The organism is Rhodococcus sp. NPDC003382, from assembly GCF_053589135.1.
The window spans coordinates 43,819-57,351 of sequence record NZ_JBSFRH010000031.1; the positions used below are offsets into that span (position 1 = coordinate 43,819).

The window sequence follows — 13,533 nt, forward strand, 5'->3', positions numbered from 1 at the left end:
GGCATGAGATCGACCGGTGCGGGGCGGTGGAGCCTCGCTGTCCTCGTCGTCGTCGTCGCCCTCATCGTGGCGATCTGGCCCCGCGACACCGAGACCCCGGATCCGGGCGGTTCCGGCATGCCGACCGGCACCGCCGCGCCCGTCGACCGGCGGGCCCAGGACGACGCGCAGGCCCTGGCACCGTTGCGGGCCGAGGCGAATCTGCAGCCGTGCCCGGCACCGACCGGTGCCGGACCCGCCGGACCGCTCGCGGGGATGACGTTCGAATGTGTCGGTGACGGCAGTGCCGTGGATCTGGCGGCCGCCCTGGCCGGTCGCCCCGCGATCCTCAATCTGTGGGCGTGGTGGTGCGGACCGTGCGCCGAGGAACTGCCCGTGCTGCAGGAGTACGCGCGCCGCGCAGGCGACCGCGTCGCACTCGTCACCGTCCACACCGACCCCAACGAAGCCAACGCGCTGTCCCGGCTCGTCGAGTACGGGGTACAGATCCCCGGGGTGCAGGACGGCTCGGCACGCGTGCAGGCCGCGGTCGCGGCACCACCGGTGCTGCCGCTGACGGTGCTGGTCCGGCCCGACGGTTCGATCGCGAAGGTGCTTCCGCAGCCGTTCCGCAGCGTCGAGGAGATCGCCGCCGCCGTCGAGACCCACCTGGGGGTGAGCGCGTGACCCCGTACTGGCTGCGGCGCGTCGCGACCCTCGACCCGGGCGACCCGCACGGCGTCAACCCGATTCTGGATCGGCGGCCCCCGCGCGGCATCGACGTCCGGCCCGCCGCTGTCCTCGTGCTGTTCGGTGGCTCTCCGGTCCCGGACCCGCTCGCGCGCGGCGGACTGCCCGCCGACGCCGACGTGCTGTTGACCCAGCGCGCGCCGACGCTGCGGCAGCACAGCGGTCAGGTCGCGTTCCCGGGCGGTGCCGCGGACCCCGAGGACGACGGCCCGATCCGGACCGCCCTGCGCGAGGCTCAGGAGGAAACCGGGCTCGAACCGTCCGGGGTGAGGCCGCTGGCCGTGCTGCCGGAGATCTTCATCCCCCCGTCCGGGTTCGACGTCACCCCGGTGGTCGCGTACTGGGAACAGCCCAGCCCGATCGGTGTCGTCGATCCGGGTGAGGCGGCGCGCGTCGTCCGCGTCCCGCTGCGGGACCTGCTCGATCCGGACAATCGATTCCAGGTGCGGCACTCGCGTGGCTACCAGGGCCCGGCGTTCCAGGTCGACGGCATGCTGGTGTGGGGCTTCACCGCGGGTGTGCTCGCCGGTCTGTTCGCGGTGTCGGGCTGGGAAATCGAGTGGGATCACCGGGACGTGCGCGACTTCGACGTCGTGCTCGCCGAACTGGAGGCAGGAGTGGTCGAACCGTGACGCCATCCGGGTGGATCGACCTGATCATCGTGCTGGTGGTCGTGGTCGCGGTGTCGTCGGGACTGCGCCAGGGAGCGGTCGCGTCGGCACTCGCGTTCTTCGGGGTGGTGCTCGGCGCGGTCGCGGGGATCCTCATCGCCCCGCACGTGCTGGTGCACATCGACGAGGGCAACACGCGGCTGCTCGCCGGGGTCGCGCTCATCGTGGCGCTGGTCATCATCGGTGAGGTCGCCGGGATGGTGCTCGGCCGGGCCGCCCGCAGCGGTATGCACAGTCCCGTCGCCCGCGGTGTGGACAGCGTGGTCGGGGCGGTCCTGCAGGCCGGCGCGGTGCTCGTCGCCGCGTGGCTGCTCGCGATCCCGCTGACCGCAACCTCGCAAACCCAGTTGTCCGCCGCGGTCCGCGGTTCCACCGTCCTCGGCACGGTCGACGACGTCGCGCCGGACTGGATGCGCAGCATCCCCCGGGAGTTCTCGGCGTTGCTGGACACCTCGGGGCTGCCGGAGGTGATCGGGCCGTTCGGTCGCACCCCGATCACGGAGGTCGACCCGCCCGACGGGGCGCTGCTCGACAGTCCGGTTCCGCTCGCCCTGCACCCGAGTGTGCTGCGGATCAACGGCATCGCGCCGAGCTGCCAGAAGGCGCTCGAGGGATCGGGGTTCGTGGTCGCGCCCGAACGTGTCATGACCAACGCGCATGTCGTCGCGGGAACGACGGCGGTGACGGTGGAGACCGAGGACGGGCCGCTCGAGGCCGAGGTCGTGCTGTTCGATCCGGAGGTGGACGTCGCGATCCTCGCGGTGCCCGGCCTGACCGCGGATCCGCTGGTGTTCGCCGAGGACCTCGCCGAGTCCGGCACCAGCGCGATCGTCCTCGGGTATCCCGGCGGTGGGCCGTACACGGCGAGCGCGGCGCGGGTGCGCGAGTCGCTGCAGCTGCAGGGCCCCGACATCTACCGCGCCGGAACCGTCGAGCGTGAGGTGTACACGGTCCGCGGCTCGATCCGGCAGGGCAACTCCGGCGGCCCCCTCGTCGACGAGCAGGGCCGGGTCCTCGGCGTCGTCTTCGGTGCCGCCGTCGACGACTCGGACACCGGCTTCGCGCTCACGGCCGAAGAGGTGAGCCGTCAGCTCGCGCTGGCCGGAGGGTCGTTCACCGCGGTCGAGACCGGCGCCTGCATCGTCTGATTCCCTGAGCCGATTTCCGCGGCGCGGCCGATCTCAGAGCGCGGTGACGAAGTCGAGCAGCATGCCGGTGACGGCCTCGGGCCGCTCCTGGTGCGCGTAGTGGCCGGCGTCGTCCACGAACTTCAGGATGCGACCGGGCGCGTACTGCGAGCAGCGGCGCACCGTGGAGGTCATGACGTAGGGATCCAGCGTGCCGTGCAGCTGCAGAATCGGCAGCGTCAGCGGAACGCCCACGGCCTTGAGGAAGCGGCGTCCGTCGGGGCGCCACTGGCTGCGGAACGCCCAGCGCTGGTATTCGAGGGTCGAATGGGCGACTCCCGGGATGCGGATCGCCGAGCGAAGTTTCTCCGCCACCTCCGCGAACTCCGGGGAGCTCTGCCAGGCGGGTCCCGAGCGGGCCCGCAGGAGGCGTTCGATCTCGGCGCCGTCGTCGCGGACGAGCAGCCGCTCGGGCCGCCACGGAATCTGGTAGTCCAGGAACGTCGGCAGCAGCGCCTTCCGCTGGGCCCGGTCGCGCAGGGTGGCGTCGCGCAGCGAGATCGGATGCGGCGAATCGACGACGGCGATCGCCCGGACCGATCCCGGGTGCAGGATCGCGGTCGCCCAGCACACCAGGCCGCCGTCGGCGTGACCGACGAGCACGGCATCGGTGTATCCGAGCGCGCGGACGAGACCGGCGATGTCCGCGGACAGCGTCCAGCCGTCGTAACCGCGCGGTGGCTTGTCGGTGTCGCCGTAGCCGCGCAGGTCCACCGCGACGGCCCGGAAGCCGGCCTCGGCGAATGCGATCAACTGGTGCCGCCACGTCCACCACAGGTCGGCGAAACCGTGCAGGAACACGACCAGCGGGGCATCGGGATCGGTGGGACCGATCTCGGCGGCGTGCAGCCGGATCCCGTTCGCATGGACATCACGATGCGTCCACGGCCCGGGATACCGGACCGTGGACGGATCGGGAAGGGACACTGCCTCGAGCACGGTCGCAGCTCAGCGTGCGTGCCGGGGACCGCCGGCGGGGGACGGCTCCTCGTGCACCGGCAGGACGGACCGGGCCTGCTTGAGCGAGTCGATCGTCTTGTTCGGCGCGCGCACCTTGCGCACCCGCAGGTAGCCGATCAGGGCGAAGATCGCCGTCACCACCACCATGATCAGGAAGACGATGAGGAACGCCAGCCACCGCGCGACCCACACGTCGAGCAGTTCGGCGAGGAAGAAGAAGAAGAAGAACGAGCTGAAGATCAGCACCGCGAGCGCGAGGATGAAGAACAGGCTGCCCTGCAGGCCCTTCTTGACCTCTCCGGTGACCTCGGCCTTCGCGAGTTCGACCTCGGCGCGGAACAGCGTCGACACCTGGGCGGTCGCGTCACGGACCAGGTCTCCGATGCTGGCGTCCTTGGGAGTCGGGGCGGCGACTTCTGTCAGCGGGATGGACGAGATGCTTGTCGGTGCGCCGTCGCTTGGCTTCCGATTCCCGTTCGTGACGCTCACTTGTCGACCCCTCCAATTGTCTCGTCCGGTTGACGGTGGGCTCGCCCACGCCGTAACAGTAGCGTCGAACCCAGCAGCGATGCGATCAATGATGTGACGAGGACCGCGGCCTTCGCGGTGTCCGCCTGATCTCCGTCCCCGAGCGAGAGTTCGGCGATGAGCAGGCTGACGGTGAATCCGATCGCTCCGAGGGTCGCGAGGGCGAACAGATCCTTCCAGTGCAGTCCGGTCGGGCGGGACGCGATCCCGAGCCGGATCGCGACCCACGACGTGCCGAAGATACCGATGATCTTGCCTGCGAGCAGCCCCACCACGATCGACAGGCCGACCGGTGTCGTGAACACCGCGCGGAGGGCCTCTGCGCCGAGCGGTACCCCGGAGGCGAACAGCGCGAATATCGGCACACACAGGCCGGCCGACCACGGCTGGATGCGATGTGCCAATCGCTCGGCGGGCGCTGCGGATTCGCCCGGATCGGTGTGCACGCGGGTGAGCAACCCGAGCAGCACCCCGGCGATCGTCGCGTGGATCCCGGACTGGTGCACGGCGTACCAGGTCAGGAGGGCGAGCGGCACGTACAGCAGGGGAGTGGTCACGCGCCGGTGCTGGGCGTACCAGTAGACGACGGCGCAGGCCACGGTCGCGGCCAGCCAGAGCAGCGAGATCGACGAGGTGAACAGGATCGCGATCAGCCCGATGCCGATGAGGTCGTCGACCACTGCGAGGCTGAGCAGGAACACCCGGGCGCTGGTGGGGATTCGCGATCCGGTCAGCGCGAGCACGCCCAGCGCGAAGGCGATGTCGGTGGCCACCGGGATCGCCCAGGCGCGTTCGAGACCGGGGGTTCCCCAGCCGATCGTCGCGGCGATGGCGGCCGGCAGGACGACGCCGCCGACCGCGGCGAGCACCGGCAGCAGGGCCTTCTTCCGATCGGCCAGTTCTCCGACGACGAGTTCGCGTTTGAGTTCGAGGCCGGCGATGAAGAAGAACACGGCGAGCAGGCCGTCCTGGGCCCAGGTGCCGACGGTGAGATTCAGGTGGAGGGACGCGGGTCCGATGGTGAAGTCCCGCAACGCCTCGTAGGACGGCGCCAGCGGCGAGTTCGCCCACGCGACCGCGATGGCGGCGACGACCAGCAGGATCGAACCGCCGACGGTCTCGGTGCGGAGGTACCGGGTGAGTTCCCTGCTCCAGGATGCGGAATCGGACGTCTGTGACACGGGTCCCTCTCGTTCGGAAATCGGTACGGCTGTGACTCGCCGACCAGACTTCCCGGCACACCTCCGGCCGATCCTAGCGGTGACCGGCGTCTCGATCCCAAACGGCCAATTTGCTTCGCTAAGGAAATTGGGTGTTCAATTTCCTACTAGTTGGGATGACTCTCCCACGATGTGACTATTGGAGCGAGTTTTGTGAGCACTACCCTCGACGTGGACCGGCACGACGACGACAGGGTCGCGGGAGTACCCCGCCGGCGAATCGTCGTCGCGAGCCTGATCGGCACGTCCATCGAGTTCTACGACTTCTACATCTATGCGACCGCCGCGGTCTCCGTCTTCCCGCACCTGTTCTTCCCGAAGGGCAACGAGACGACCGCACTGCTGGCCTCCCTCGCGACCTTCGGTATCGCGTTCGTTGCGCGCCCGATCGGCTCCGTGTTGTTCGGTCACTTCGGGGACCGCATCGGACGCAAGGCGACGCTGGTGGGTTCGCTGCTCACCATGGGCATCGCGACGTTCCTCATCGGGGTGCTGCCGACCTACCACCAGGTGGGTCTGCTCGCCCCCATGCTGCTTGCGCTGATGCGCTTCTGCCAGGGCATCGGGCTCGGCGGTGAGTGGTCCGGCGCGGCACTCCTTGCGACCGAGACCGCCAAGCCCGGCAAGCGCGCGTGGGCCGCGATGTGGCCGCAGCTCGGCGCCCCGATCGGATTCGTCTTCGCCAACGGGCTGTTCCTGATCATGACGCTGCTGCTCGGCCACGACAATTCCGATCCGGACCTGTCCAGCGCGTTCCTCGAGTGGGGCTGGCGCGTGCCGTTCCTGCTCAGCGCCGTCATGGTGATCATCGGTCTCTACGTTCGCCTCAAGCTCGAGGAGACCCCGGTCTTCGCGAAGGCCGTCGCCGACGGCAAGAAGGTGAAGACCCCGCTCGTCGAGGTGTTCAAGAGCAGCTGGCGGCAGCTGATCATCGGTACCTTCGTGATGCTCGCGACCTACACGCTCTTCTACATCATGACCACGTGGGTGCTGAGCTTCGGCACCGGCAAGACCCCCGCCCAGGGCGGCACCGGCGCAGGCTTCCAGTACTCGGACTTCCTGGTCCTGCAACTCGTGGCCGTGCTGTTCTTCGCCGCGGCGATCCCGGTCTCCGGCATTCTCGCCGACCGCTACGGGCGCCGGTCCACCCTGCTCGTCGTCACCGGCACGATGATGGTGTTCGGCCTGTGCTTCGGGCTGCTGCTCGACGGCGACGCCATGGGCTCCGCGCGCATGCTGTTCTTCCTGATCCTCGGCATGCTGCTGATGGGTTTCACGTTCGGCCCGCAGTCGGCGATCCTGCCGGAGCTGTTCCCCACGAACGTGCGCTACACCGGATCGGGCATCGCCTACAACGTGTCCAGCATTCTCGGCGCGGCGGTGGCCCCCTTCATCGCGACCTGGCTCGCCACGACGTACGGCGTCGGCTGGGTGGGTGTGTATCTGCTGGCCGCCGCGGTGCTGACGTTCGTCGCGTTGCTCGCGGTGCGCGAGACCAAGGACGCCTCCCTCGACGAGGTCTGATCGTCCGCACACGTAATCGGCCCCCGGTCCGCACGGACCGGGGGCCGAAGTGCATACGGAGCTAACCGATGCGCTGCCCGCAGTTGGAACAGAAGTTCTCGGTGCCGCGGCGCTCGGTGCCGCAGGACGGGCAGAACCGGGTGCCCTGCGCCGCCGGTGCGGGAGCGGTGGGCGGGACCTCGTAGCCCGGGGCGCCCTGCTGAGGCTGAGGTGCGTAGCCGCCGGGCGCGGTGGGCGGCGCGAAACCTGCGGGCGGAGCACCGAACCCACCGGGCGCGCCCGGCTGCGGACCCGTCCCGGCCGGCGGAACCGGTCCGTTGCCGGGAGCCCCGTGGAATCCGGCCGCGGCCGGGGCCGGGGTGCGGCGGCTGCGCACGAGCAGGAACCCGCCGAGCCCGGCGATCAGCAGGACCGCGACAGCGGCGCCGCCGAGGATCAACGGCAGTTTCGACGACGAGGACGACGAGGACGACGCGGCATCGCCGTGCTGCTCGCGCAGACGGACGGCGTCGGACTTGAGCGGGGAGATGCCGGGATATTCGGGGGACATGGCGAGGACCGAGTCGAAGCCCTCGATGGCCTCGGTGTAGCGCCCGTCGTAGTACGCGGCGAGGGCGTCGCGGTAGCGCTCGTCGGCGGGGCCCAGCTGGGAGGTGATACCGCGGGCGGCGAGCAGTTCCTCCAGGCCACTCGACGGCGCGATGAAGTTGAACGCCTGGCTTTCACCCGAGGGGCCGAAGCTGTTCACGCCGATGACCCGGCCCTCGAGATCGACCGTCGGGCCGCCGCTCATGCCGCCCGACAGGGCCGCGTCGGTTTCGTAGAACGGGACCGTGCCGGAGGTCTTCTTCGCGCTGACCTTGCCGCTCTTGTTGGTCGGTTCGAGGCTGGGGTCGGTGACCTTCTCGGTGCTGCCGGGGAATCCGACGGACAGCACGGGTGTGCCGATCGCGACGTCGTCGTCGGTCGCGAGCAGCGCGGCGGGCAGGTCGTCGCGCTGCACCTTGAGCAGTGCGACGTCGCCCTGTTCGAGCGGGCGGTACTCGATGACGTTGGCGGGCAGGCGAGTTCCCGAGGTGCCTTCGCCGAACAGCACCGCGATCTCGAGGGCCGGGTCGGATCCGCCCTTCTCGCCCTCGACGGTGAAGCTGCCGTCGACGAACGCGGCGAGCTCTTCGGGAGCCCAGTCCATGTTCGCGGCGTAGATGTCGCCGAACGCGGCGTCGAGGAGCATGCTCCGGACGTCGTCCACGCAGTGCCCGGCCGTCGCGACCCACCCGTCGGGGTTCACCACGAAGCCCGTGCAGGTCCAGCTGGCCTGGTAGGGCGCGGTGTCGAACAGCTCGCCGTCCGGCATGCGGATCCACCCGGTCGTCGTGCCCTCGAGGTACACGGTGGCGGGGCGGATCAGGGCAGCTGCGCGTTGCTCCGGGTTGGCCGCCGGGCGGGTGCTCGTGTCCTGTGCGAGTGCGGCGCCCGGGGATGCGCTGAGGAGGCCGAGCGCAAGTACCGAGCACGCGGCGAACCGGCGTGAGAAGCGGTGTCCTGATCCGGACATGGGTCCTCCGAAGAGACGGTGAGGGTGTGACGTAGACGAACCCGGCCCACAACAATGTGAGCCTTGGTAACCATTGTGGGACAACGGCGTTCGATTGCCGACACAGAGTATGCCGAGGAGGGGATCGGGCGAAACAGGCAAAATGAATAGTGGTTCAGGTGCTAAACCCGAATGGAAGAAGTCTGTGAAAAGTCATCGGTAACGCGGCGGAAAATGAGTACAAATACGCAGACGCGGCCCGCTCCGAAGAGCGGGCCGCGTCGTGCGGAGGTGCCGGCAGTGGCTACTTGTTGATTCCGCGGATGGCTTCGAACACGGCCGGGTCGACGAGGGTCGAGGTGTCGCCGAGTTCACGACCTTCCGCGACGTCGCGCAGCAGGCGGCGCATGATCTTGCCGGAGCGGGTCTTCGGCAGTTCCGGCACGACCGAGATCTGCCGCGGCTTGGCGATCGGGGAGATCTCCACCGCCACGTGATCGCGCAGTTCCTTCACGAGCGTGTCGCCGGTGTTCTCCACGTTCTCGCGCAGGATCACGAACGCGACGATGCCCTGGCCGGTGGTCTCGTCGGAGGCGCCGACGACCGCGGCCTCGGCGACGGCCGGGTGCGACACGAGCGCGGACTCGACCTCCGAGGTGGAGATGCGGTGGCCGGAGACGTTCATGACGTCGTCGACGCGGCCGAGCACCCACAGCGCGCCGTCCTCGTCGTAGCGGGCACCGTCACCGGCGAAGTACCAGCCCTGCTCGGCGTACCGGGACCAGTAGGTCTCCTTGTAGCGCTCCATGTCGCCCCAGATGCCGCGCAGCATCGCCGGCCACGGCTGGTCGAGCACCAGGTAGCCGTTGCCGCCCTTGCCGAGCTCGTGGGCCTCGTCGTCGACGATCTTCGCCGAGATGCCGGGCAGCGGCGCCATCGCCGAACCGGGCTTGGTGGCGGTCAGGCCCGGCAGCGGGGAGATCATGATCGCGCCGGTCTCGGTCTGCCACCAGGTGTCGACGATCGGTGCCTTGCCGGCGCCGATGACCTCCCGGTACCAGCGCCACGCCTCCGGGTTGATCGGCTCACCGACCGAGCCGAGCAGCCGGATCGACGACAGGTCGTGGGCGTCGGGAATCTGGCGGCCCCACTTCATGAACGTGCGGATCAGCGTCGGGGCGGTGTAGTAGATCGACACCCCGTACTTCTCGATGATCTCGAAGTGCCGGTGCTCGGTCGGCGAGTTCGGAGTGCCCTCGTAGACGACCTGCGTGGCACCGTTGCTCAGCGGGCCGTACACGATGTAGGTGTGGCCGGTGACCCAGCCGATGTCCGCGGTGCACCAGTACACGTCCTGACCCGGCTTGTGGTCGAAGACGTTGTGGTGCGTGTACGACGCCTGGGTGAGGTAGCCGCCGGAGGTGTGCACGATGCCCTTGGGCTTACCGGTGGTGCCCGAGGTGTACAGGATGAACAGTGGGTGCTCGGCGTCGAACGGCTGCGGGGTGTGCCGATCGGAGGCCTTCTCGACGGTCTCGTGCCACCACAGGTCCCGGCCGTCGGTCCAGTCGACGTCGATGCCGGTGCGCTTGACGACGAGCACGTGCTCGATCGACTCCGCGCCGGTGACCGCTTCGTCGGCGGCGGACTTGAGCGGGGCAGGGGCGCCGCGGCGCCACTGGCCGTCGACGGTGACCAGCAGCTTGGCCTGCGCGTCGTCGATGCGCGAGCGCAGCGCCGAGGCGGAGAAGCCACCGAAGACCACCGAATGCGTCAGGCCCAGGCGCGCGCAGGCGAGCATGGACACGATCGCCTCGGGGATCATCGGCATGTAGATCGCGACGCGGTCGCCGGCGACCAGACCCAGCTCGGTGAAGGTGTTCGCGGCCTTGGAGACCTCGGCGAGCAGATCGTTGTAGGTGATCGCCCGGGAATCGCCGGGTTCACCCTCGAACAGGATGGCGACACGGTCGCCGTTGCCGGCTTCCACGTGCCGGTCCACGCAGTTGTAGGCGACGTTCAGCTGTCCGCCGACGAACCACTTCGCGACCGGGGCGTCGGACCAGTCCAGCACCTCGCTCCACGGCGTCGCCCAGTCCAGACGCTTGGCCTGGGTGTCCCAGAATGCGAGGCGGTCGGCGTCGGCGGCAGCCTGCAACTCGGGACCGGCGTTGGCGGTCGCGGCGAATTCCGCGCTCGGCGGGAACACCTGCTGTTCATGGTCCTGGGCTGCACTCGTCATGATGCCGGGGCCTCTTTCCGGGATGTGCGAAATGAATCGGGCTCAAGTGAGAGTAGTCACCTGTGACGGGGATCGCATCGTTGCATCCACTTGCAACCTGGTCACTTGCGCCGATCGGTCGGTGTCGCGCGACGGATGGTCGGCTGCGTCGACGAACGGACCGCCGACCGGTATCGGACCCCGGACCGGTAGCGTCCACAGACGTGACGGACCCGCTGCAGCCCCTTCTCGACCTGCCCGGAGTGCGCGACGCCGCCGATCGAGCGCGCGACGCGCTCGCCGAGGTGCACCGGCACAAGACCAACCGGCGCGGCTGGCCGAACACCGCCGCGGAGGCATCGGTGCGCGCGGCGCGGGCCTCGGCCGCGATCGACGGCGGCTCGATGGAGCTGCCGCAGCCGGGCGAGGCCGGTGACCCCATCCTGGCCGGCGCACTGCGGGTCGCGCAGGCGCTCGACGGGGACAGCCTCGGCATACTGGTCGCGACGTGGAAGCGGGCTCCGCTGCAGGCCCTCGCGCGACTGCATCTGCTCGCTGCGGCGGACCTGGTGGACGATCCGGAATCGCTGGGTCGTCCCCGGACGGATCCCGGAATCGGGGAACGGCTCGACGCCCTCGCGCAGCTGGTGACCGGAGGGACCCGTGTGCCCGCTCCGGTTCTCGCAGGCGTCGTGCACGGTGAACTGTGCACGCTGCGCCCGTTCGGTGTCGCCGACGGGGTGATCGCGCGCGCCGCCTCCCGGCTCGTGTGCGTCTCGACCGGTCTCGACCCCCACAACCTGGGGGTGCCGGAGGTGACCTGGATGCGCCGCGTCCCGGCCTACCGCGAGGGCATCGCCGCCTTCGGGCAGGGCACCGCGGAGGGTGTCGGCAACTGGCTGCTGTTCTGCTGCGTCGCCCTCGAGTCCGGTGCCCGCGAGGCGACGTCGATCGCCGACGCGTTCGCCGGCTGAGCCACCCGGGGCCCGGTCAGTGTGGTGCCGGGGCGTAGACGGTCATCCATTTCGGGTGTAGCCGGTAGTAGACCACGTCGTTGTCCCAGTCGAACATGTCCTCGCCGTAGAACGACTTGAAATAGGCGAGCAGTTCGGGCCAGTCCGCGGCCGGTTCGGCGTCGGGCGGGGTGAGGATCTCCACCGTGCCGTGTGTGAAGACGCCCAGATCCTCACCGCGAAGATGAGCGACGCTGGCGGCGGGCCGCGCGGCGAGGTGACGGGCCTTGGCGGCGCTGCGCGCGGTGCCGAAGTGCCACTTACCGTGGAGGAAGTGCCCGTCCACGCCGCTGATCCGGGGTTCGCCGCGCGCCGTCACGGTGGACAGGGCGAGCGTGCACATGCCGGTGAGGACTCGGGTGAGTTGCTCGGCGGTCAGTGTGCTCTCGCGATTGATGATCGACCGCAGGTGCGCGGTGGACCGGGCGAGGGAGGCGTCGAGGAGAGCCTGGAGTTCGGCGAGTTCTTCCGGTGTTTCCTGCATGGGGCACCTTGTCCGTGATCGGCTGCTGTCGCGGCCGGCGCTCGGCGTCGGTCCGCGAGGCCATGCTCGCATCGGATGCTGACACCCTGTGTCAGGAATGCATGGACGTGCGATCCCCGGTCGGGACGTCGCCCCGGGCTTCGGAAGTCGCTGCGGCGCAGGAGAGTTCTGTCGCAGCGTGGCCTTGCACGAAGGAGTCTCCACATGCGAAGCGGGTGGCGCCGCCGACTTGCGTCGGTGTCGCCACCCGCTAGCACGGATCGCCGTGTTACACATGCGTGCTGGAATGGGTTGTGTGTCAACGACCTCGGCGATGACTCGGGTTTCGCAAGTTCGCCCTCGCAACGGGTGCGAGGAGGTTCGCTCGCGAGGCCCCGGATCTCGCAGGTCCACAACGCTTTTGCCCTTATAGTGGCATCGGCTCCGCGTGGGTACTCGGTGTCCGTGCTGGGAAGTCGGTACGGGAGATCGAACCTTCTCTTCCGATTCGCTCTTGGCCTTCCGGCTTCCGTAACACCATTTCTACCCTCTGTTGCCGGGGTCGGCAAGCCCCATTTTCGGGGCGATTTCCGCTGGTGTCCGGCCCTGATCTAGCGCCGCCGGCGCAGGACGGAGTAGGTGGCGGCGCCCGCGAGCAGGGCCGTCGCGGAAACGATCATGCCGACCGTGAGCAACCCGCGACCGCGGATGGTCAGGCGCCGCAGCAGCGGCACGGGCTTGACGAAAGTCAGTACGGGCCAACCTCTTTCCGTTGCGATCCGGCGCAGCGTCCGGTCCGGGTTGACCGCTCGGGGGTATCCGACCGCCTGCAGCATCGGGATGTCCGTCGACGAGTCGGAGTATGCGTAGCTGCGCGCCAGGTCGTAGCCGTATCGCTCGGCCAGTTCCTTCATCGCCGTGACCTTCTCCTCGCCGAAGCAATAGAACTCGAGTTCGCCGGCGTACCGTCCGTCGACGATGCGCATCCGGCTCGCGGTGCTGTGCGACGCGCCGAGGGCTTCGGCGATCGGTGTGACGACCTCCTCCCCGGACGCCGAGATCACCACTACGTCGTGTCCACGCAGTTTGTGGTCGGCGATGAGGTCCGCGGCCTCCTGGAACACCAGGGGATCGACGATCTCGTGCAGCGTCTCGGCGACGATCGATTTGATCTGCTCGACGTTCCAGCCCTCGCACATCGCCGCGATGTATGCGCGCATCCGTTGCGCCTGATCGTGGTCGGCGCCGGACAGCAGGTACAGGAACTGGGCGTAGGTGTTCTCGATGACCGTGCGGCGATTGAGCAGCCCCTGATCGAAGAACGGCCGGCTGAACGCCAGGACGCTGGACTTCGCGATGACGGTCTTGTCCAGGTCGAAGAACGCGGCGATGCGACCCGCCTCGGAGGGCCGTGGTGTCTCGTCGGTCACCGCACCACAATAGGCCGCTGATCCGCGTTTCGGCCGGTCCTCGGTACCTC

The 13,533-nt window shown here is 69.1% G+C and carries 12 protein-coding genes; 5 read left to right on the forward strand and 7 right to left on the reverse strand.

Annotated elements, in window-relative coordinates:
- The first annotated feature begins 3 nt into the window (after nt 1-3).
- From ACWDUD_RS20475 to marP, 3 genes are read left to right on the forward strand one after another with little or no spacing between them, the layout of a single operon-like run.
- Nucleotides 4-666 (forward strand): TlpA family protein disulfide reductase, encoded by a 663-nt coding sequence (locus ACWDUD_RS20475; protein WP_450110452.1) that lies wholly within the window; start codon nt 4-6, stop codon nt 664-666.
- On the forward strand, nt 663-1,361 hold the full coding sequence (locus ACWDUD_RS20480; RefSeq protein WP_197256857.1) for an NUDIX hydrolase: 699 nt from the start codon (nt 663-665) through the stop codon (nt 1,359-1,361). Before ACWDUD_RS20475 ends, ACWDUD_RS20480 begins: the two co-directional genes overlap by 4 nt.
- Nucleotides 1,358-2,548 carry an acid resistance serine protease MarP gene (gene marP / locus ACWDUD_RS20485; protein WP_450110453.1) on the forward strand — a complete coding sequence of 397 codons (1,191 nt, stop codon included), beginning with the start codon at nt 1,358-1,360 and terminating at the stop codon, nt 2,546-2,548. Before ACWDUD_RS20480 ends, marP begins: the two co-directional genes overlap by 4 nt.
- Before the next feature lie 33 nt (nt 2,549-2,581).
- On the opposite strand, the gene ACWDUD_RS20490 is transcribed toward marP, so the two are convergent.
- From ACWDUD_RS20490 to nhaA, 3 genes are read right to left on the reverse strand one after another with little or no spacing between them, the layout of a single operon-like run.
- Nucleotides 2,582-3,514, reverse strand: a complete 933-nt coding sequence (locus ACWDUD_RS20490) for an alpha/beta fold hydrolase (protein ID WP_450110470.1) — start codon at nt 3,512-3,514, stop codon at nt 2,582-2,584.
- A gap of 21 nt (nt 3,515-3,535) precedes the next feature.
- Nucleotides 3,536-4,036, reverse strand: coding sequence for a phage holin family protein (locus tag ACWDUD_RS20495; protein WP_450110454.1), 501 nt, complete (start codon nt 4,034-4,036; stop codon nt 3,536-3,538).
- The gene (nhaA, locus tag ACWDUD_RS20500; protein ID WP_450110455.1) at nt 4,033-5,256 is read right to left on the reverse strand and encodes a Na+/H+ antiporter NhaA; all 1,224 of its coding nucleotides are present in this window, start codon (nt 5,254-5,256) and stop codon (nt 4,033-4,035) included. The genes ACWDUD_RS20495 and nhaA overlap by 4 nt, the downstream gene beginning before the upstream one ends.
- A gap of 192 nt (nt 5,257-5,448) precedes the next feature.
- On the opposite strand from nhaA, the gene ACWDUD_RS20505 reads away from it, so the two are divergent.
- Entirely contained in the window at nt 5,449-6,819 is a 1,371-nt protein-coding gene (locus tag ACWDUD_RS20505) for an MFS transporter (RefSeq protein WP_248675942.1), read from the forward strand.
- Between the two features lie 61 nt (nt 6,820-6,880).
- On the opposite strand, the gene ACWDUD_RS20510 is transcribed toward ACWDUD_RS20505, so the two are convergent.
- The gene (locus tag ACWDUD_RS20510; protein WP_450110456.1) at nt 6,881-8,377 is read right to left on the reverse strand and encodes a trypsin-like peptidase domain-containing protein; all 1,497 of its coding nucleotides are present in this window, start codon (nt 8,375-8,377) and stop codon (nt 6,881-6,883) included.
- Between the two features lie 283 nt (nt 8,378-8,660).
- Nucleotides 8,661-10,598: an acetate--CoA ligase gene (gene acs / locus ACWDUD_RS20515; RefSeq protein ID WP_450110457.1), complete on the reverse strand. Its 1,938-nt coding sequence runs from the start codon at nt 10,596-10,598 to the stop codon at nt 8,661-8,663.
- Nucleotides 10,599-10,801: 203 nt separating this feature from the next.
- Between acs and ACWDUD_RS20520 the strand changes: the two genes are divergently transcribed.
- A complete protein-coding gene (locus tag ACWDUD_RS20520; protein WP_197256843.1) occupies nt 10,802-11,551 on the forward strand; it encodes a Fic family protein in 750 nt (249 codons plus the stop codon).
- A 16-nt stretch (nt 11,552-11,567) separates the two neighbouring features.
- Here ACWDUD_RS20520 and ACWDUD_RS20525 read toward each other — a convergent pair whose 3' ends face one another.
- Nucleotides 11,568-12,074, reverse strand: coding sequence for a pyridoxamine 5'-phosphate oxidase family protein (locus tag ACWDUD_RS20525; protein ID WP_450110458.1), 507 nt, complete (start codon nt 12,072-12,074; stop codon nt 11,568-11,570).
- 590 nt (nt 12,075-12,664) lie between these two features.
- On the reverse strand, nt 12,665-13,483 hold the full coding sequence (locus tag ACWDUD_RS20530; protein ID WP_450110459.1) for an HAD family hydrolase: 819 nt from the start codon (nt 13,481-13,483) through the stop codon (nt 12,665-12,667).
- Nucleotides 13,484-13,533 lie beyond the last annotated feature (50 nt).

Coding starts and splice junctions, on each gene's coding strand:
- ACWDUD_RS20510 (WP_450110456.1), bottom strand. CDS start 8,377: ATGTCCGGATCAGGACACCGCTTCTCACGCCGGTTCGCCGCGTGCTCG.
- ACWDUD_RS20475 (WP_450110452.1), top strand. CDS start 4: ATGAGATCGACCGGTGCGGGGCGGTGGAGCCTCGCTGTCCTCGTCGTC.
- ACWDUD_RS20525 (WP_450110458.1), bottom strand. CDS start 12,074: ATGCAGGAAACACCGGAAGAACTCGCCGAACTCCAGGCTCTCCTCGAC.
- acs (WP_450110457.1), bottom strand. CDS start 10,598: ATGACGAGTGCAGCCCAGGACCATGAACAGCAGGTGTTCCCGCCGAGC.